The organism is Polaribacter dokdonensis, from assembly GCF_024362345.1.
GTDB classification, from domain to species: domain Bacteria; phylum Bacteroidota; class Bacteroidia; order Flavobacteriales; family Flavobacteriaceae; genus Polaribacter; species Polaribacter dokdonensis.
The window spans coordinates 2,166,868-2,187,332 of sequence record NZ_CP101505.1 but is presented as its reverse complement, the minus strand read 5'-3'; the positions used below and the strand labels follow the sequence as shown (position 1 = coordinate 2,187,332).

Annotated in this window: 20 protein-coding genes; 8 read left to right on the top strand and 12 right to left on the bottom strand. The window is 29.5% G+C overall.

Annotation, left to right across the window (positions count from 1 at the left end; genetic code table 11):
* Positions 1 to 48: 48 nt before the first annotated feature.
* The 3 genes from LPB302_RS09720 to LPB302_RS09710 are packed head-to-tail and all read left to right on the top strand — an operon-like array spanning position 49 to position 1,819.
* Positions 49 to 546 (top strand): DoxX family protein, encoded by a 498-nt coding sequence (locus LPB302_RS09720; RefSeq protein WP_053973731.1) that lies wholly within the window; start codon positions 49 to 51, stop codon positions 544 to 546.
* A 3-nt stretch (positions 547 to 549) separates the two neighbouring features.
* Complete coding sequence (locus LPB302_RS09715) at positions 550 to 933, top strand: CBM20 domain-containing protein (RefSeq protein ID WP_074613512.1); 384 nt, start codon at positions 550 to 552, stop codon at positions 931 to 933.
* Positions 934 to 937: 4 nt separating this feature from the next.
* Positions 938 to 1,819 (top strand): head GIN domain-containing protein, encoded by an 882-nt coding sequence (locus LPB302_RS09710; RefSeq protein ID WP_053973733.1) that lies wholly within the window; start codon positions 938 to 940, stop codon positions 1,817 to 1,819.
* A 28-nt stretch (positions 1,820 to 1,847) separates the two neighbouring features.
* Here the strand turns inward: LPB302_RS09710 and LPB302_RS09705 are convergent, their stop codons facing one another.
* From LPB302_RS09705 to metG, 5 genes are all read right to left on the bottom strand, one after another.
* On the bottom strand, positions 1,848 to 4,163 hold the full coding sequence (locus LPB302_RS09705) for a hypothetical protein (protein WP_053973734.1): 2,316 nt from the start codon (positions 4,161 to 4,163) through the stop codon (positions 1,848 to 1,850).
* A gap of 189 nt (positions 4,164 to 4,352) precedes the next feature.
* Positions 4,353 to 5,063 (bottom strand): YiaD family glycine zipper/OmpA-like lipoprotein, encoded by a 711-nt coding sequence (locus LPB302_RS09700; protein ID WP_053973735.1) that lies wholly within the window; start codon positions 5,061 to 5,063, stop codon positions 4,353 to 4,355.
* 4 nt (positions 5,064 to 5,067) lie between these two features.
* On the bottom strand, positions 5,068 to 5,526 hold the full coding sequence (locus LPB302_RS09695) for a lipocalin family protein (RefSeq protein WP_053973736.1): 459 nt from the start codon (positions 5,524 to 5,526) through the stop codon (positions 5,068 to 5,070).
* Between the two features lie 106 nt (positions 5,527 to 5,632).
* Positions 5,633 to 6,535 (bottom strand): histone deacetylase family protein, encoded by a 903-nt coding sequence (locus LPB302_RS09690; RefSeq protein WP_053973737.1) that lies wholly within the window; start codon positions 6,533 to 6,535, stop codon positions 5,633 to 5,635.
* Positions 6,535 to 8,631 (bottom strand): methionine--tRNA ligase, encoded by a 2,097-nt coding sequence (gene metG, locus LPB302_RS09685; RefSeq protein ID WP_074613511.1) that lies wholly within the window; start codon positions 8,629 to 8,631, stop codon positions 6,535 to 6,537. Before metG ends, LPB302_RS09690 begins: the two co-directional genes overlap by 1 nt.
* Before the next feature lie 96 nt (positions 8,632 to 8,727).
* On the opposite strand from metG, the gene LPB302_RS09680 reads away from it, so the two are divergent.
* On the top strand, positions 8,728 to 9,345 hold the full coding sequence (locus tag LPB302_RS09680; protein ID WP_053973739.1) for a hypothetical protein: 618 nt from the start codon (positions 8,728 to 8,730) through the stop codon (positions 9,343 to 9,345).
* Positions 9,335 to 10,318, top strand: a complete 984-nt coding sequence (locus tag LPB302_RS09675; protein ID WP_176966465.1) for a S66 peptidase family protein — start codon at positions 9,335 to 9,337, stop codon at positions 10,316 to 10,318. The genes LPB302_RS09680 and LPB302_RS09675 overlap by 11 nt, the downstream gene beginning before the upstream one ends.
* On the opposite strand, the gene LPB302_RS09670 is transcribed toward LPB302_RS09675, so the two are convergent.
* Positions 10,315 to 12,429: a serine hydrolase domain-containing protein gene (locus tag LPB302_RS09670; RefSeq protein ID WP_053973741.1), complete on the bottom strand. Its 2,115-nt coding sequence runs from the start codon at positions 12,427 to 12,429 to the stop codon at positions 10,315 to 10,317. The genes LPB302_RS09675 and LPB302_RS09670 overlap by 4 nt on opposite strands.
* Positions 12,430 to 12,507: 78 nt before the next feature.
* On the bottom strand, positions 12,508 to 13,680 hold the full coding sequence (locus tag LPB302_RS09665; protein WP_053973742.1) for a helix-turn-helix domain-containing protein: 1,173 nt from the start codon (positions 13,678 to 13,680) through the stop codon (positions 12,508 to 12,510).
* A gap of 36 nt (positions 13,681 to 13,716) precedes the next feature.
* Here LPB302_RS09665 and LPB302_RS09660 point away from each other — a divergent pair, with 36 nt between their 5' ends.
* Positions 13,717 to 14,076 (top strand): YraN family protein, encoded by a 360-nt coding sequence (locus LPB302_RS09660; protein ID WP_053973743.1) that lies wholly within the window; start codon positions 13,717 to 13,719, stop codon positions 14,074 to 14,076.
* On the opposite strand, the gene LPB302_RS09655 is transcribed toward LPB302_RS09660, so the two are convergent.
* Positions 14,073 to 15,443 carry a TlpA family protein disulfide reductase gene (locus LPB302_RS09655; RefSeq protein WP_053973744.1) on the bottom strand — a complete coding sequence of 457 codons (1,371 nt, stop codon included), beginning with the start codon at positions 15,441 to 15,443 and terminating at the stop codon, positions 14,073 to 14,075. The genes LPB302_RS09660 and LPB302_RS09655 overlap by 4 nt on opposite strands.
* 98 nt (positions 15,444 to 15,541) lie before the next feature.
* On the opposite strand from LPB302_RS09655, the gene LPB302_RS09650 reads away from it, so the two are divergent.
* Positions 15,542 to 16,336, top strand: coding sequence for an SDR family oxidoreductase (locus LPB302_RS09650; protein WP_053973745.1), 795 nt, complete (start codon positions 15,542 to 15,544; stop codon positions 16,334 to 16,336).
* 3 nt (positions 16,337 to 16,339) lie between these two features.
* Here the strand turns inward: LPB302_RS09650 and LPB302_RS09645 are convergent, their stop codons facing one another.
* Positions 16,340 to 16,693: a hypothetical protein gene (locus tag LPB302_RS09645; RefSeq protein ID WP_053973746.1), complete on the bottom strand. Its 354-nt coding sequence runs from the start codon at positions 16,691 to 16,693 to the stop codon at positions 16,340 to 16,342.
* 80 nt (positions 16,694 to 16,773) lie between these two features.
* Between LPB302_RS09645 and LPB302_RS09640 the strand changes: the two genes are divergently transcribed.
* Positions 16,774 to 17,289 (top strand): CvpA family protein, encoded by a 516-nt coding sequence (locus LPB302_RS09640; RefSeq protein ID WP_053973747.1) that lies wholly within the window; start codon positions 16,774 to 16,776, stop codon positions 17,287 to 17,289.
* Positions 17,290 to 17,353: 64 nt separating this feature from the next.
* Here the strand turns inward: LPB302_RS09640 and LPB302_RS09635 are convergent, their stop codons facing one another.
* The 3 genes from LPB302_RS09635 to LPB302_RS09625 form a co-directional block, all read right to left on the bottom strand.
* Positions 17,354 to 17,983 carry a carbonic anhydrase family protein gene (locus LPB302_RS09635; protein WP_053973748.1) on the bottom strand — a complete coding sequence of 210 codons (630 nt, stop codon included), beginning with the start codon at positions 17,981 to 17,983 and terminating at the stop codon, positions 17,354 to 17,356.
* Between the two features lie 6 nt (positions 17,984 to 17,989).
* The gene (locus tag LPB302_RS09630; protein ID WP_053973749.1) at positions 17,990 to 19,567 is read right to left on the bottom strand and encodes a SulP family inorganic anion transporter; all 1,578 of its coding nucleotides are present in this window, start codon (positions 19,565 to 19,567) and stop codon (positions 17,990 to 17,992) included.
* Positions 19,568 to 19,705: 138 nt separating this feature from the next.
* Entirely contained in the window at positions 19,706 to 20,464 is a 759-nt protein-coding gene (locus LPB302_RS09625; RefSeq protein WP_053973750.1) for a tetratricopeptide repeat protein, read from the bottom strand.
* Position 20,465 lies beyond the last annotated feature (1 nt).

Here is a 20,465-nt window from a genome sequence, read left to right as displayed (position 1 = left end):
ATATGTTCCAACTTTGTACCAGAAATCAAAAAGAACAATTATTCTATTATGAAAACACGTTTTATAACATTATCTAAATTCATTATCACCCCAATTATTCAGAAAAACTGGTTTGCAGATTTACTCTTTAGCATACCAAGAATTATTTGCGGCTTACTATTAACCTTAAGTTTTGGATCAGATAAATTTGGCTTGCCTTGGTCTAATACACCCAACTTAGGTTTATTTGAAGTTGTTGCTTGGTTTCCAAAAGATGTTGCAGAATATGGAGGAATCTTTGCAATAGCTCCTGTATTTTTTGCTTGGATGGGTGCTTTCTCTGAAGCTGTTGGTGGTTTATTATTAGCTCTTGGGTTTAAAACTAGAATAGCATCATTTTTAATTTTATGTACAATGTTGGTGGCTATTTTTCTTCAAAAATGGAACCAGGGTATGTGGTCTATGTTGCCAGCAATGGGCTTTTTATGGGTATCAATTTATCATCTGTATTTGGGTTCAGGAAGATTTGGAATCGACTTTTTAATCGCTAAAAAATTAAATCAATAAAATATGAGAAAAATAATAACATTAAGCCTATTGTTTATGGGTGTACTTGCAAGTTGTGTTCAAGAAGAACACGTGAAAAATGTAACCTTTAAAGTAGATACAAATGGAATAGTAAACATAGAATCTCTAGGAATTAGAGGTAGTTTTTTACCAAATCAATGGAGAGAAAGTTTTCCTCTTACAGATGACGATAATGATGGTATTTATGAAGTAAATTTTAAAGAATCTACTGCTGTAAATAGCATAACATTCAAATTTGTAAAAAACGGATTTGATTATGAATTAAAGAATTCAGAAAACAGACAAATTACCTTCGAATACAAACCAGAGACATTAATATATCAAACTAAATTTAACGATACTCTAGCAACAATTACTAAAAAATAATATCATGAAAAAATTACTTATACTTTTAATACTTACTAGTTCAACTTTAATTGCTCAAGTAAAAGGGAATAAAACTATTGAGACAAAAACCTATAACATAACTAATCTAAAAGAACTTAAAGTTAATTTATATGCTAAAATTACAGTAGATCAATCTTTAAGCGAAAGCATGCAAATTAGTGCTGATAGCAATTTATTTGATAAAATTGATACTGAAATTGTTGATGGTAAACTAAATCTAAATCAGTTAGAGTGGATACAGCCTTCACAAAAAATAGTTATTAAAATTGGTGCACCTAAATTAGAACGATTAGAAACTGGTACTCACGAAACTTTATATTTAAACAACGTAAATGCAGATTATCTAAACATAATGGCTTTGGTTGGTAAAGTAATTGCTTCAGGTAAAGTAAAACAGTTTAATGTTGGTGTAGAGTTAGGTGAAGTTGATGCATCTAAACTTATTTCAGAAAAAGTTAGAGCTAACATTTGGGGAAGAGGAAAAGCTATTGTGTATGCTAAAGATGAAATTTATTCTATTGTAAAAAATGATGGAAGATTGGTATTAGCAAATACACCCAAATCATTAAAGGGAGATACTAAAAAAGCCATTGCCAAAACTAAAAAGAGCATGAGCAAAAATCTTACTTGGATTTCATTTAAGATAAAAAATAACTCTTGGAACAGGAATAATTTTGTTGTTGTTGGCCCTAAGAAAGATGGTAGTAGTTTTAGTTACGGTTTTCCAATGATGCCAGGCTTAACTAGAAAAGAAAAATGGAGTGTAGGCACCAAAGTTTATAAAGTAAATAGAATAGGTTTACGAAAACTATTGGTAGAAATAAAAGCAGATGATAAAGATAAAACTGTAAAATTATTTCAATAAAAAAAGCCGCTAAAAGCGGCTTTTTTTTTTAATTTAAACTTATGGTTTGTTGGTCCATAATAAAATCTCCATCATCTGTAATACCTTCAATAAATAAAGTAACTTCTTTAGCCTGATTTGCGTTTATATTCAAACTTAAAATACCATCATTATTAATTGTATTTATAGGTAACCAGTCTACAACTCCATAATGTTTATAGAAATCGCTTTTGTAGTTTTCATACTTAGGAACATAAAATTCTTTAGAACTAGAAAAGGTAACAGGGAACTCGATTTCTTTAGTTGTTTTTCCTTGAAATTTAAACTTTTTTGGGTTTGTCCAAATTTCAATGATTCCTCCTCCATTTAAACCCATAAGAGATTCTGGTTCTAAATTTATATACTCTACAAGGCTTAAATCAAAGGCATATAGAATATCAAAACTCAACACCTCAAAACCATCTAAATAAATGTCTGGCCTCAAATCATTTCTTCTATTATAAATTACTAAAGTTCCACTTCTAGGATCGTCATAAGCAACAAAAGGTACTTTAAAGTTTAAATAATTAGCTAAGGTTTCTGCTCTATTAGCCTCGTTTAAAAATAGCACTCTACCAGAAGAACTACCCCTAATACTATCCATTCTTTTCTTTTCTAAATTAAACTTTAATGTAATTTCATCTAACTCCTCTCTTTTGTTTAATTTTTCAAAATTTGAAAAAGAAATATAATTTTCAGATTCATAATAATCTGGTTTTTGAGCAGGTAATTTATAATTATCAAACAGTTTTGGTATTTGATTTACACTAAACTGCACATAAACATTTGGCATTTCTAGTTTACCCTTTCTTTTAACCTTTGATAGATAAAGTAATTCCTTATCTAAAGGAAAATAATTAGTACTTTTAAAAGATTTTACTTTCTCTGAAAACTCTAAAACTAAACCAGGGTTATTGGTTAAATTATGAATTAAGAACTTACTTTCTTCCTCTGCTCTTGGTATATTAACTTTTATGGAAATACCATCTTCGAACTTATAAATAGGCTTAGATTTTTCTTCAAAAAGATCTTTCCAGTTATAACTGCTCCAACCTTGTGTGATTAATAAATTATCTAAATCAAGTAGTTTTTTATCATTTAAATCAGAGAAATAGTAGTTTGCATTTTCTATATAACCTTTTACATATGGCTGAAGTAATGTTTGTGAAACTATATTAGAGTTTTTAGAATATGCCTTGGTTTGCGAAGGTAAAACAGAAATACTTACGTTATTAAACTTTATATTTCTCTTAGCATATTGGAAAATAACTTTCACAGAGTCTCGATCGTTTTTTGTGATAGCATTTTCACTTTTAAGAATATTTACTTTTGTGTGATTAAAAAATATTCTTTCTGCTATTTGTGTGTTATTACTATCTAATAATGTAAAAACATTTACACCTTTACTTAATTTTTTAAATGGAATTTTTTTGGTGAAATTAGTTTTATTTTCAAAATCTATAACTACTTTATTCAGCTGAATACCATCATGAAAAGTTAAATTATAACCCTCTGAAATCTTTGTAGACTCATTGGTTATTACTGATATAATTGCATTCTCTGCATTTCTAGATACTTTAAGAATAACACCATTTTTATATATAGGAGCATCAATATTTTGAGTAACAACTTTCTCTCTATTATTGATAACTGCCTTGTAACTTTTTAAATAATTAGGAATAAATGAAAAACGACCAATTCCGTTTTTATTTACTTTAAAAGAGGTGATAAAATTATTATTTTCATCTAAAATTTTACCTTCTAAATATGGAATTCCCAAACCTAAAGTATCTTTAATTATTACACCAACAGTGTTTATCACGTTATCTAACAAATGCCCACTTTCAGGTAAAAATTGTGCATCTAAATAAAAGCTTTTTATTTTCTTTTTTGATTTGAAAATTCGAGCAGCATCAATAATTTCTATTTTTTGAGCATAGTAATTTTTCTGAGAAAAATTTCTCATCCAATTGGTATAGGTCTTAAAAGTATAGGAACCATGTTGTAAATCGTCCAAAATTCTAAAATATCCATCTACTAAACCTTTGTCTACCTTAAAAAGTTTAGATTGAACTACTTCATTTTTATCGTTTAATAATACAGCATATAAATTTTTAGTAACCTTAGATAATTGCTTAGTATTCTTATTTATTACATAAGCAGTAAAACCCAACATTTCTCCTTTTACAAATTTAGATTTGTTTAAATGTGCATAAACTACTTCTTGATACTGATTAGCGGAAATTGATTCTTTAGTTTGTGAATTTGTTATTTGCGAAACAAATAAAACAATAAACGGTAAAATTAACAGGTAAGGTTTTTTCATAGGTATTAATTTTGTTTGATTTTAACATAAAGTTAACAAACATTATGCCAAACAATTAGCCCTTAAATTACAGATTTTAAATAACTATTTACCAATGAATTATTTTGAAATAGAAATTAAAACTCTAATTCTACAAAACAACAAAAAGCCGCTAAAAGCGGCTTTTTGGTTTAATAATTTCTTAAAAATTTAGTTTTGAGCATCTTTAATTGCTTCATTTTTCATTTTATCATTTGGTACAATAGCAACGTTTACACGTCTGTTTTTTGCTCTACCTTCTGCAGTTGAATTATCGTATTTTGGTTGTGCCTCTCCATACCAAAGGGTTTCAAATCTTGGACTTGCAATACCATCACTAATTAAATAGTTAGTTACAGACTTTGCTCTTTTTTCTGATAATGATAAGTTATAATCTGCATTACCTGTATTATCTGTATGCCCTACAACTAATATTTTGGTATCAGGAAATTCTAAAAACACTTTAGCTAGTTTATCTAAAGTCTCTTGAGATTTAGCATTTATATTCGACTTATTTGTATCAAAATACACACCACTATTTTCATCAAAAGTTACAACAATACCATCATCTACTCTTTCTACTTTTGCACCAGGAACTTCAGTTTCAATTTTCTTTGCTTGCTCATCCATTCTTTTACCAATAAGAACACCTGCTCCACCACCAAGAACGCCACCAATAACGGCTCCTAATTCGCTGTTTTTTCCACTACCAACATTGTTACCAATTATGGCTCCAAGAATGGCTCCACCTGCTGCTCCTATTGCTGCTCCTTTTTGTTTGTTATTTGCATTTTTAGTGGCTTCACAACTAGAAAATGTGAATGCAATTGTAAATGCTAATGCTAATGCTACTGTATATATTTTTTTTGTAAAATTTTTCATCTGTTTATTGTTTTGTAAAGTTCATTTTAATTAAAAATGGTGATCCATCTACCATAATATTTTGTTGCCAAACCATGGTATAATCTGTCAATTGAATTAAATCTAATCGAAAACCAATGTTGTTTTCATCGTTTTTAGGTTTTAATAAAAAATCATAATAACCAGTATTTACGTCTGTTTCTTCTATTACAAAGACAAATTCTCTTGCACCTTCAATACAGTTAGAATCAGAAATAGTATAAGTACCTGTATTATTATTAGGTACAAATTTCCAGCTACTGCCCTCTAAACACTCCTTATTGGCATCATTAAATAATGTAACATTGTATTCGCCAGTTTTGCTGTATACAATATCTGTTAACTCCCAATTTCCCTTTATAACTTTCTGTTGAGTTCTTACATTTTTAGATGCCCCACAAGAAAACAGTACTATGGATAACATCAATGTTAAAATTTTTTTCATTTTTGGTTTTTTAATTTTTATCAAAGTAAAGATTATTTCAAGGCTTTTATTAACTCAAATAGAATAAAAGTTACTCCATTTCAAGTAAAGTTATACAATTATTGAGCTAGAAAAAAATCTCTTGTGCTAAACGAAATGTATTAGAATGTGCCTCTACTACTCTATTTACATCTTTAGAATAACCACCACCCATAGAACACATAACAGGTATTCTCTTATCAAAACAAGTTTGTAGAACATACTCATCTCTTGCTGCACAACCTTCTAAACTCATACCAAGTTTTCCTAATTTATCTGTAGCTAAAACATCTACACCACATAAATAATAAATAAAATCTGGTTGTTCTTGGGCAATTAATCTAGGTAAGGTTTGTTTTAAAATTGATATAAATTCATCATCATTTGTGTCGTTTTCTAAAGCAATATCTAAATCTGATTTTTCTTTAACAAAAGGATAGTTACTTTTACCATGCATAGAAAACGTAAAAACAGAAGCATCATTTTTAAAAATTTCTGCTGTTCCATTTCCTTGATGTACGTCTAAATCTACAATGAGTATTTTATTTACAAGATTTTTATTTTGAAGATACTTAGCACCAATTGCTTGGTCATTTAACATACAAAAAGCTTCTCCTCTATTAGAAAAAGCATGATGTGTGCCTCCTGCTATATTCATGGCAATTCCATTTTGCAAAGCAAATTCAGAGGCTTTCATTGTGCCATCTGCAATAACCATTTCTCTTTCTATGAGTACTTCAGAAAGAGGAAAACCTATTTTTCTTGCTGCTTTTCCATCTAAGGTAATATTTAATAAATCGAAAAAATATTCTGGCTCATGAACTGTAAAAAAATGCTTGTTATCTGGTATTTCTGGTTCAAAAAAATTATCAGCTGTACAAGTACCTTCGTATAAGAGTTGTTCAGGTAGCAAATCGTATTTTATCATCGGAAAACGATGCCCTTCTTTTAAAGGGTGATGATAAATAGGGTGATGTGCTATCTTTAACATTAGCTCACTGCTTGACCGTTTTTAACTGCTTTTTCTGGTTCTACAAAAGCCAATTTACCATCTGGAGTATCTGTCATTAAAATCATTCCTTGACTTTCTACTCCTCTAATTTTTCTTGGTGCTAAGTTTACCAAAACAGAAACCTGTTGACCAATGATGTCTTGTGGAGAAAAGCTTTCTGCAATACCAGAAACAATGGTTCTTGTATCTATACCAACATCAACCTTAAGTTTCAACAATTTTTTAGTTTTTGCTACTTTTTCAGCTTCTAAAATGGTACCAATTCTAATATCTAATTTGGTAAAATCATCAAACTCTACAGTTTCTTTTTGAGGCTCAACTACTTTGTTTTCTTGTTCATTTGCCAATTTTGTAGCTTGTAGTTTTTCTAATTGAGCATCAATAGTTTTATCTTCTATTTTAGAGAATAACAATTCTCCTTTATTTATTTGATGTGCTGCTTCAATTAGAACATTCTTATCAGAAATATCATCCCAAGAAATAGAGGCTTCTAAATTTAGAATACCTTTTAATTTTGTTGATGTAAATGGTAAAAATGGCTCTGCAACCACTGCTAATGCTGCAGATATTTGCAAAGCTACATACATAATTGTTTGTACACGTTCTTCATCAACCTTAATAACCTTCCAAGGTTCTTCATCTGCTAAATACTTGTTACCCAATCTTGCCAAGTTCATTAATTCTTGACTTGCTTCTCTAAACCTATATCTTTCTACAGATTTACCAATTACGTTTGGAAACTCTTTTACAGCAGCTAAAACATCTTCATCTACTTCTGTAAAATCATTTGGTGTAGGTACAATTCCTGAATAATATTTGTTAGTTAAAACTACAACTCTATTAATAAAGTTACCAAAAATGGCAACCAACTCATTGTTATTTTTTGCCTGAAAATCTTTCCAAGTAAAATCGTTGTCTTTGCTTTCTGGTGCATTTGCAGTTAATGTGTAACGCAAAACATCTTGCTGATTTGGAAAGTCTTCTAAATACTCATGCAACCAAACTGCCCAGTTTTTAGAGGTTGATAATTTATTGCCTTCTAAATTTAAAAATTCATTGGCAGGTACATTATCAGGTAAAATATAATCTCCATGTGCTTTTAACATACTTGGAAAAATAATACAGTGAAAAACAATGTTGTCTTTCCCTATAAAATGCACCAATTTAGTATCATCCTTTTTCCAGTAATCTTCCCAATTTTTACCTTCTCTTGCAGCCCATTCTTTGGTTGATGAGATATACCCAATAGGTGCATCAAACCAAACATACAGCACTTTACCTTCTGCACCTTCTACAGGCACAGGAATTCCCCAATCTAAGTCTCTAGTTACAGCTCTTGGCCTTAAACCATCATCTACCCAAGATTTTACTTGGCCATACACATTTGGTTTCCAATCTTTTTTATGCCCTTCTAAAATCCATTTTCTTAGAAAATCTTCATGTTTATCTAAAGGCAAAAACCAATGTTTTGTTTCTTTTACAGTTGGTACATTACCAGTTATTACAGATTTAGGATTAATTAAATCTGTTGCATTATGACTTGTACCACAATTTTCACATTGATCTCCATAACTTTCTTCAAAACCACATTTTGGACAAGTACCAACAACAAATCTGTCTGCTAAAAATTGGTCTGCTTCAGCATCATACAATTGTGCAGTAACCTCTTCTACAAAATCACCTTCATTGTACATTTTCACAAAAAAATCTGAAGCAGTTTTATGGTGAATTTCTGCTGATGTTCTAGAGTAGTTATCAAAAGAAATACCAAAATCTTCAAAAGATTTTTTAATAATAGTATGATACTTATCTATAATATTTTGTGGAGAAACACCCTCTTTTTTTGCTCTCATTGGTATTGCAACTCCATGTTCATCTGAACCAGAAATATAGGCTACGTCTTTACCTTTTAAACGTAAATAACGTGCGTAAATATCTGCAGGTACATAAACCCCTGCTAAATGACCAATATGAATTGGACCATTTGTATAGGGTAAAGCTGCTGTAATTGTATATCTTTTTGGAGCACTCATAGTGTTTCTCTTAATTTTTTGGAATAATTTTTGAAGGTACAAAAGTACGAAAACATGGTTTTAAAAACCATCGAAAATTGATACATTTACATTGGGTGTTTTTTAAACACGGTAATGCATAAACGAATAATCTTTTTAATGTTAAAACAAATACTACTTGTTGTCTTTTTGTTGATTTTTTCAACGTTAAAAGCTCAAGAAAATTTAGATAGCTTAAGCCTAAAACCAAATCCAATTGTTTTTGGTGATTTTAGCTTGGGTTACTCAAATGGATTTGTTAAAGGGTTTACAGTAGGTGGTTCTATAAATTATCAGAAAAAAAATGATCTATTCACATTTAGAGCATTACAAGTCATCAACATTAAAAAAATTGAATTCTTTTTAATATTTCCAATCAATATAGAAAGTGAAACCATGACAGAATACTCACTGTTATATGGAAAAAGATATATAGAAGATGGATTTTCGTATCATTTTTCTGGAGGAATTTCTTACGCTTCTTATGATAAAAGTTTTGAGAACGATAATTTAACCATAGATTATGTTGGTTTTCCTATTGAAGCTGGTATTAGTTGGTTTAAAAATAAAAAAAAACGATTTAGAGTTTTATATGGTTTGATTCCTGTTGGTAAACCTACTAGTTTTGGTAGGTCTATAGGTTTTAAATTACATGCAAATATTGCTAAAAGATCATATGTTGGTTTAGGCCTAACTTTTGGTTTGGGTTGGCACAAAATTTATGCAAATGACGAATAGGATTTATATCTTTTTACTTTTAATAACCTGTATGTTTACACATGCTCAAGAACAAATGATTACTCCACCTTTTCTAAAAGCTGGAGATACTATTGCAATTGTAGCTCCTGCAGGTATTTTAAAAAATAGACAAGCTACTATTTTAAAAGCCAAACAATTGGCTGAAAGTTGGGGATTACATGTGGTTATTGGAAAGAATATTTACAATAAAAACAATCATTTTGCAGGAACTGATAATGAACGTTGTAAAGATTTTCAAGATGCTTTAGATAATGATAGTATTAAAGCAATTTGGGCTGCTAGAGGTGGTTATGGTTCTGTAAGAATTTTAGATGCATTAGATTTTACCAACTTTAAAAATAATCCTAAATGGATTATTGGTTATTCTGATATAACTGCCTTTCACAATCATGTTAATAACCTAGGTGTACAGAGTTTACATGCTATGATGGCAACAAGTCTTGAGCAAAAACCTGAAGAAATTGAAAAAACTATAACTAGTTTTAAAGCAGCTCTCTTTGGAGATGATATATCCTATTCCATTAAAAACTCAAGCTACAATAGAACCTTAGGCAAAACAAGTTTGGAAGGTGAATTGATTGGTGGAAATTTAGCAATACAAGCCTCTATGTTAGGTTCTAAAAGCCAAATGCATACAGATAATAAAATTCTATTTATAGAAGAAATTGGGGAATATAAATATGCCATAGATAGAATGTTACAAAGCTTAAAACGAGCTGGCTATTTTAAAAATTTAAGTGCAGTAGTTATAGGTGACATGTCTTTAATTAAGAAAAACTCTACAAAATGGGGTAGTTCTATAGAACAACTTATTTTAGATGTTGTTCCAAAAAACATACCCGTAATTTTTAATTTTCCTGCAGGTCATGAAGCAGATAATAGAGCCTTAATTTTTGGAAGAACTTTAAAAATTAATATTACTAAAGAAACATCTATTTTTTCTTTTTATTAGATTTCTATTTCTTCTAAAACTTTATTAGATAACTCTTTTCCCTTTTTATCAATAGTAACAAACCAAACATTGGTTGTACAAGTTCTATTAAATACATCTGAATTTGAGGTGCAGTTTTGAATGGTTCCCTTAATTATATATCCATTTTTTGTTTTTTCTGCTGAATAACCATATTCATTATAGAAACCTCCATATGTATTTTGCCACACTTTCTTTCCCTTTTTATCTGTTTTAATCACAAACATATCATAGTTTCCTTTGCCATAAGAACTGGTAGATCCAATAATTAAGTAGCCATCATCTGTTGCTAAAATAGAACTTGCTTTATCATAACTTTTACCACCAAATTGCTGAGACCATATTTCGTTTCCATTCTCATAATTTTTGGTAAGTAAAATTTGAGACGAATTGCCTTTTCTAGAGCCTATAGTAGTTACATTTATTGAACCATTTTCTGTTTTAATTTTTGGTTGAAACTTTAAATTAGATTTCTTAATAAACCTATTATTTAAAACTCTATTTGTGGTTAAAAGAATTTCTGTAACTCTATTAAATTGGTCTCTTTCAATTTTTAAAATATAGTCATTTACCAAAAGTTCATTTCTATTTAGAACTTCTACTTTTCTATCTTTTTTCCACTCATCTCTAGAAATATATAATTCGTATTTGTCGTTTAAAAACAGTTCAAATTCTACATCTAGCTCTCTACTAAAGTAATGACCTTCATAACTTTCTAAATCTGCTAAAGTTGGTTTTTCATAAGCAATTTTCTCATACTTATACGTTTTTCCATTATCATAAAAAGAAATCATTTTATCTTCAAAAAAGCCAACCTTGTTCTTTGGTGATCTTTTTTTTCTGTAAATAGTATTGGTTTCTTTAATTAATTCAATAGGATTATTGTTTCCATTTCGCCAAAATAAAGCGTTGTTCTTCTTTATAATTCTAATTAAATATTCTCCTTCAGATTTATATTGACCAACAATTTCATTAGAGGTTAATGCTAAAGCTTCATTTAATTCTTCATCATACTTTTTCTGAATTTTAGCAGGCGATAAAAACTCCTTTGCAATTTCATCTGCTATATAGCCACTCCAAATTTTACTATTAGAACTCATTACAAAAACGGTTAATTTATCATCAGGAAAACGCACCATTTGTGAGTGATAAGAACCTGTACCTCCTGAATGATGCACAGCTTTTCTATACAATCTGTTTTCTAACTCTAAACCAAAACCATAGGTTTTAATTTCGCTATTTTTTATTGGTTGCTGACTTTCAATTAACAATCTGTTATTGTTATAATTTGCATTCTGTACAGCTTGTTCAAAAACCATCTGATCTTTTATAGATGTAAATAAAAATCCATCTCCAAATAAATTCGTAATCATTGGGTATTGTTGCCAAACTCCATCTCCCCAATCTGAATATGGCAAAGATTGATTAGGAATTACGTACATGTAATCCTCTAAAAATTGCGTACTTTTCATGCCCATATTTTCGAAGAAATTCTTAGAATATTTATGAAATTCTTCTCCTGAAGCCTCCTCAATAATCTTAGTTAAAATTGTATAGCCAGAATTGCTATACATATATCTAGAACCTGGTTTAAACCCTAAATCTTCTTGTTTTTCTAAGAGCTCTAGTGCATCTTTATTGTCTAAGCCTTCTCTTCTCCACCAAGGGTTTTGCTGAATACTCATTAAATCGTAAAAATCTCTAATACCACTTGTATGATTTAGCAAGTGCCTAATTCTTATTTTCTCTTTTACATTAGGATAAAAAGAAGGTAAATATTTTCTGATATCGTCTTCTAAATCTAACTTCTCTTCTATAGATAATTTTAAAATCATTAGCGCTGTAAATTGCTTAGCTGTAGATGCAATATTAGAAACCGAATTTACAGTTGCTTTTACATTATGTTGCAAGCTTAATACACCTTTTGCTTTTTGGTAGATGATTTTACCATCTTTAACAACACCAACAAATAATGCTGGATCACTATTGCCAATCTTAGAATTTACAATAGAATCTATTTTTGAAATTTGAGCATTTTGAGTAAATGCGATAGTTGAGAAAAATAGGTATACGAACGAGATATAAATTTTCATGAGAGTGCTTTTAATTTGATACAAAGATGTAAGATTATGCAAGTTGAAGCGCTTCAAATCTTGATTTGATACCCAATTCTATGATAACTTTTGCAAATAGTCTTTGGGTGATTCTGCTGTGCTTTTTTTGAAAGCTCTGTTAAAAGTCGCTTTACTATTGAATCCGCAATCAAAAGCAATGCCTAATAAAGTTGATTTTTTATGTGCTCCTTTTTTTAATTTTTCTTTTACAGCCTCAATTCTATAATGGTTGATAAAGTCATTAAAATTCATCTCAAATCCTGAATTGATACTATTTGAAATTGTTTTAGGGTTTGTTTCTAAGCGTTTTGAAACATCAGAAAGTGTGAGTTTTGGATTTTCGTAAATTTTATCAACCTTAATTAGTTGCAGAATTTTTTCTTTCCAAAGGTCGAGTTCTTTTTGGTTTAGTGTTTCTTGTTTTGGTTTATCATCAATTTCTAATTCAGAAAATACATTTACGTTTTTAGAATTAACATCATTTAAGAAAGACATTTTAACTGCATTTGCATATCCATTTATAGAGATATAAAACACAACAAAAGAAAATACAATATAATGCCAAAACTGACTGCCAAATTCGCCCCATTCAGGATTTAAAACAAACAATAAAACTCTTAAAATAATTATCGATAAAAAGGCGATAAGGAAATTTTGAATCCATTGAAATAAAATAGAATCTGCAAAACTAACTTTATCAAAAACTAACTTCTTATAAGTTGAATAATGCTTTAAACTTAATATTAGATAATAAGACATAGATATTACTCCTGCTGTTTGATACCAATTGGCTAAATCTTTATCTCTACCATCTGAATAAAAGTAAAATTCGTCTAGAATAAGTTTATCTGTAACAAAAACAACTAAACTGTATGCTAAATAAAGTAAAGCTGGTATAAAATGTAAACGGTCTTTTTTATCAATTTTAAAAGACGGATTCAACAAACTTTTGGTGTAGAAATAAATGACTGGCCCTATTAATAACACCTGCATAAATGGTATAAAAAATAAAATCTCTATAGTAACTTTATTTGCATACCAATTAGCATAGCCTAACATATATGGAGCAATGTACATAGCACATAAAAACAATAAGAAACTAAGCCATTTACTAGCTTTATTATTGTATAAAATTCCTTTTCTTAAAAGTAGTAGTGAAAATACAATGCCATGAAAAAAGAAAATTAAAAGTAATGAGCTTTTTTGTCCAAAACCAAAAGGAAAATTCATCTTCTAAAAATAGTCAATAATTTGTAATTTCACATTATGGCACAACATAATGAACTTGGTAAAAAAGGAGAGCAACTAGCCATCGATTTTTTAATCAATAATGAATATACAATTCTTGAAAAGAACTACAGGTATTTAAAAGCTGAAGTAGATATCATTGCTCAAAAAGATGATACTCTTGTTGCTGTAGAAGTTAAAACTAGAACTTCTGCATATTTTGGAAACCCTCAAGACTTTGTAAATCCGAAGAAAATAAAATTGCTAACTTCTGCAATAGATTTTTATGTTAATAATAACGATTTAGATGTTGAAGTTCGTTTTGATATAATTGCTATTATCACCAATAAAAAAGAAACTAAAATAGAACACCTTAAAGATGCTTTTCTACATTTTTAAAGTTTCTCTATAAAAGCCTTTACATCATTAATATCATTTGGTTTTGCAACAATTTTTTTATTCTTGTCTAAAATAAAATAAGTTGGTGTTGCATTTATTTGATAAGTTCTTGCTGTCTTATTTTCCCATTTATTTAAGCCTAATACATTGTGCCAACCACTTAAGTTTGCTTTTTTATATGTTTCCCAAACAAAAGCTTCTTTTTCTAAAGCAAACGCAACTACTTTAATGTTCGATTTCGGTTTCATGTAACTGTGCAATTGAGGAATTTCTCTTAAGCAATGAGAACAACTTGTGCTCCAAAATACCAACACATAATGCTTTGCATCATTTAGAGTAGAAAGTTTAAATCCTTTCCCATTCTCTGTCCAAGAAAAATCTGGAGCAGTCCTACCAATTTCTGTGGCAAACAATGCCTCTTTTTCTTTTTTGAACTTAGCATTTTGTATAGCAACAGGTAATTTGCTATAATGTTCTTTAAATAAGAAATCTATAATTTCTATGTTTTTAGAGGCTTCAAATTGATCTACCAAAAACTCTATAATATCTCTCTTGTAGCTTTTATCAGAAATTTTAGAAAGCACAGTATTAACAGACTTTTTATATAACTTCTGTTGCTCAGCTAAATCATCTGAATAATTAATATAGAAAATGTAATCTAAAGTTCTATTTGTTAGAAAAGAAGAATTTCTTAATATTTTATTAGAGAAATCTAATCGATCAAAAAAGGTTGCTTTTATACTTGATAAATAAGCATCTACCGAATTTAAAATTGTGGGTGAGTTTACTCTTAAGCTTGCACTTATTACTGGAGCTATGTACCTGTTTTTTGCAAGTTTATCGTACTTTGCTTGTACATTATTTAAATTGCTATAAGCACTTTTATATGCATCTGCTAAGTCTAAACTTGGGTCTTGTAAAACTGCAACTTGAATACTATCTAAACTTTGCTGTGCCTTAGAAATATCACTTAAATAATTACGATACAGTTTGTTTTCTTCACTATCTGAAAAAGCTATAGATTCTTGTGGATATTCTGGATTAAAAATAAAAGTAACATCTTCATTATTGTAATAAAAATCTACAAAACCTGCACCTTCTAATCTATATGTGGCTCTGTAAACACCTGGTTTTGCAGTTGCTGGTAACTGAAATTCAAATCTTCCAACTGCTTCCTGCTTTCCCCCAATTAAAGCACTATCGGTTTTAATTTTTGTGTTATTTACAAATACCTGTTTTGTGCCCTCTAATTTGTATAAAATTAGCCAGTCTGATTCTAATTTTGGACTCATAACACCTTTTACAGAGTGTTGAGCATACATGAAAGTAGTTGCCAATAGAACTAATGGTAGTATTTTCTTTAACATATAAATTAGTTTACGTTTGTGTAATTTTTTTCAAGAAGCATACCAAAAATACTATTTCTCTTTTTAAATAGGTATATTGTAACGTTAAATAAATACTTATGAGTTTTTCTGATAAAACAATTTGGATAACTGGAGCCTCTTCTGGAATAGGAAAAGCATTAGCCATAGAATTAGCAAAACAAGGTGCACAATTAATTTTATCTTCTAGAAAAAAACAAGATTTAGAGTTGGTTAAAAACGCTTGCACAGAACCTAATAAAGTTAAAGTTATTCCATTAGATTTAGAAGACTATACAAACTTAACTACTATTACTAAAGAAGCAATTTCTGCCTTTGGTAAAGTAGATATTTTAGTAAATAATGGAGGAATTAGTCAGCGTTCATTAGTAAAAGATACAGATATTCAGGTTGATAAACGAATTATGGATATTAACTACTTAGGTAATATAGCTCTTGCTAAAGCTTTGTTACCACATTTTATTGCCAACAAAAACGGTCAGTTTGTAATAACCACGAGTATTGTTGGTAAAATAGGTACACCTTTAAGATCTAGTTATGCAGCTAGTAAACATGCATTACATGGTTTTTACGATAGTTTAAGAGCAGAACATTTTAATGATAATATAGCAGTAACCTTAGTTTGCCCAGGTTTTGTAAATACAAATATTTCTAAAAACGCTTTAACTGGTGATGGTTCTCCACAAGATAAGATGGATAATGCAACAGCCAATGGTATTCAGCCAGATCGTTTTGCAAAGTTGATGGCTAAAGCTATCAAACAGAAAAAAGAAGAAATTTATATTTCTGGAGCCAAAGAAAAGTTGGGTGTTTACGTAAAACGTTGGGTGCCTAAAGTTTTCTCTGTTATGATTCGTAAAATGAGTGTAACCTAAGTTTTAAAAGTAGTCTAAAGCCTCAAAATAGGTAACAATAGCTTCTTTCATTAATACAGTTTGTTCACCTGGTTTTAAGCTGGGTAAATCAGTTAGTATTTTGTAATGAGGCCAACCATCATCATCAAAATAATCAAACTCATAATATCCATAAGGTTCTAATAACTTGCAAATGGCAATGTGCATTAAGTTCATTTTTTCGTCTTTTTTAAACGTTCTATGACCTTGCCCTAATTCTTGAACACCTATTAAATAAATAATACCATCTACATTTAGTTCATCTCCATCTGCAAAATCTTCAGATAGTCTGCTTACTAAAAGACTCCATTTTTCTTTTAAAGTATTCTCTTTTGTCATTTTGGATATTAAAATGTAAAGATACAATGTGCATTTTTAATTTGATAAAATATACTGTAGATTTACACAAATTATAAACCATGAATGTAATTGATATTATCATTATTGTCATATTACTTTTTGCTGCTGTAAGAGGTTTTATGACTGGTCTTTTTGCGTCAATTGCATCTTTGGTTGCTATAGTTGCTGGTGTTTTTTGTGCCATTCACTATTCTTACTACATAGAATATGCTTTAAATGATTCTGTTTTAGAATGGTCTCATCAAACCAATAAAATTGTCGCTTTTGCTGTTACTTTTTTAGCAGTTGTTTTGGCCATTATTTTTGTAGGAAAATTACTTACAAAGTTAGCAGATATTACTGCTTTGGGTTTATTAAACAAAATTCTTGGAGCCATTTTTGGAGCCTTAAAATGGTCTTTAATTTTAAGTGTAATCTTTTTGTTATTCGATAAGTTTAATAAAACCATTCCTTTTGTTGATGAAGAAATGTTAGATGAATCTGTCATGTTTTATCCTATTAAATCTATTGTACCAACCTTGATTCCTGCAATTATGGATGAAGAGAATCCTTCTTTAAAGTTTATTAAAGCTTAAATATCAGCCACAAAAAAAGCCAAGTTTTAAAACTCAGCTTTTTATATAGTTTTGAATGTTTTTATTACAACATTGTTACTTTACCTGTTTGTAAAGAGTATACTCCACCTACAATTTTAATAGCATCAGAGCTTTCTAAATCTGCTAAAATTTCGCTACGCTCTCTAATTCTATCAATTGTTAAAAGCACATTATTTTCTACAGTTTTTGCTACAAATTTTGGATTTGCAGAACTGTTATCTCCATCTATTTCCTTTGCCGATTTTTTTACAGCTGGCATAATATTGGCTAATAAATGTGTAATGTTACCTAGTTTTACATCATCACAAGCTGCTTTTACTGCTCCACAACTTTCATGACCCAATACTAAAACTAGTTTACTACCAGCAACAGCACATGAGTACTCTAAACTACCTAAAATATCTTCGTTTTCGAAATTACCAGCAACTCTGGCTACAAAAACATCACCAATTGCTTGATCAAAAACTTGTTCTACAGGTACTCTAGAATCTATACAAGAAAGCACAACTGCCTTTGGGTATTGACCAGTAGTGGTTTGTTGTACTAAATCTAAATGCGAAACCTCTTCTAACTCATTATTGACAAAACGTTCATTACCTGCTAATAGATCTGTTAAAACATCTTCTGGAGTTAAATTGTCTTGTACTTGTTTGTTTATGGCTGTATTTCTCATGCTATTTTATGATTTTTTTTCCAATTTAAAGAACTCTATAAAACTGTCTGGGTTTTCTACAATTCCTCTCTCAGAAATTATTTTAATATCTATGTGTCTTTCTTTTGCTTTTACAGCAAAGTCTTCTAAAATTTCTATAATATCATTATCTAAATAAATGGTTTTTCTAACATCTAACTCTAAATAAGTGTTTTCTGGTAACCTGTCTAATTCATTTAAAATAGCTCCTTTATTGAAGAATGTTACTTGCTCAGCAAGAGTCATTTTAATACGGTTTTTACCATCACTTTTATCTTCAATATGTAAGAAGTGCGAATTTTGGAAACTTTTGATAAGGATAATAACAATACCAACAGCTAAACCTAAAGCAATACCTACAAGTAAATCTGTAAATACAATACCAACAACAGTTACTGTAAATGGAATAAATTGTTTCCAACCTAAATCCCACATTTTTTTAAATAATGCTGGTTTTGCTAACTTATAACCAACAATTAATAAGATTGCTGCTAAAACAGAAAGTGGAATTTTATTTAATAATGTAGGTATTAAGATTACCGAAATTAATAATAAAAAACCGTGAAATATTGCTGATAATTTAGTTCGACCTCCAGATTGAATGTTGGCAGAACTTCTTACAATTACTTGTGTTACTGGTAACCCACCAATTAAACCAGATAAAATATTACCTGTACCTTGAGCTAATAACTCTCTATTTGTTGGTGTTACATTTTTATGCGGATCTAATTTATCTGTAGCCTCTACACATAAAAGTGTTTCTAAACTTGCTACTAATGCAATTGTAAAACCAACCACCCAAATTTGAGGGTTTGTAATTGCTGCAAAATTAGGAAAGCTAAATTGGCCTAAAAATGAATCGAAACTATCAGGAACTGGAACACTTACCAAATGCTCTGAACTAATACCGTATTTAGAGGTAGAATCTGTAAGTATATAATATACAATACCAAAAACTACAGCTACTAATGGCCCTTGAATTAATTGAAAAATCTTTCCTTTTTTAGATAAGACATTACTCCATAAAATTAAAATTCCAAGACCAACAATACCAACAATGGTAGAGCCTAAACTTATATTATTTATAGATTTAAAAATCTCTGAAAATGTATTTTCTCCATCTACTTGAAAGAAAGCAAAATCTCCTTCAGGATCTGCATCATACCCAAAAAAGTGTGGTATTTGCTTTAGAATAATAATAATTCCAATACCTGTTAACATTCCTTTAATTACAGATGATGGAAAATAGTAACCAATAATACCAGCTTTTAAAACTCCGAAAATTAACTGAATTACACCTCCAATAACTACAGCTACTAAGAAGTTTTCATAACCTCCTAAAGTACCAATAGCAGTTAAAACAATTGCTGCTAAACCTGCAGCAGGCCCACTAACACCAATTTTAGAACCAGATAATGCACCAACAACAATACCACCTACAATACCAGCTATTAAACCAGAAAATAAAGGCGCTCCACTTGCTAATGCTATACCCAAACAAAGAGGTAGTGCTACAAAAAATACTACAACACTTGCAGGTAAGTCATTCTTTAAATGCTTAAACATAAATTTTACTTTTTATTAATTGACCTCTTTTCGATTTACGAAAACGAAAGAAGTTTTTGATTGATTGATTCTATTTCCTCTTATGAGGAAACAATGCAATATAAAAAGAAAAAGATATTTTTAAGTAAAATTAAAAAATTATATTTCGTCTAATTCTTTAATTTCGTTAGCTATAATCCAGCCAATTTTACCATCTGCTAACTTAATTTTTTTCCAGTTATCTACTCTATCTAAAACAGTAACCTTAGTACCTTCATGTAAGGTAAATAGCTCTTCTGAATTTAAGGTTGGTGCATTCATCACCTCTGTTTCTTCTGCAAAAACAATAGCAATTTTGTTGTTATTTGCTAAAGAATATTGATTAAATGTAATAAAGAAGGTTATAATTAAAAACAAGTAACTGAGCATACTGATAACAAAAAAGAATCTTTTTGTACCTGGTCTATTAGAAAAATAAAAAAGTAGAAATAAAATACTACCTAAAATTGCAAAAGAAACAATTACTATTGCCCATTCATTATATGAAAGTTTTTGGATATAATTTATGTTTATTTTTTGAAAGAACGTTTTTGGTAATTCCTCTATAGTATCTAAAGCCAACCTTTTAGCAAAAACTAAATTGTTTTTTACATCGTCATTATCAGGATCAATTTGTAATGCCTTTTCGTAATAAAAAATTGCAGGACCTACCTGATTCAATTTATAATGTGCATTACCTAAATTATAAAATAATTCAGATGAAATTAAGTTATAATGTTCTAAAGTTTTGTAAAATTCAATAGCCTTTTCATAGTTCTGCTGTTTATACATTTCATTAGCAGAATTAAAAATCTTTTGCTCATCTTGAGCATAAAATACCTGAGCAACTAGCAGTAATAAAAATAGGATTTTCTTCATC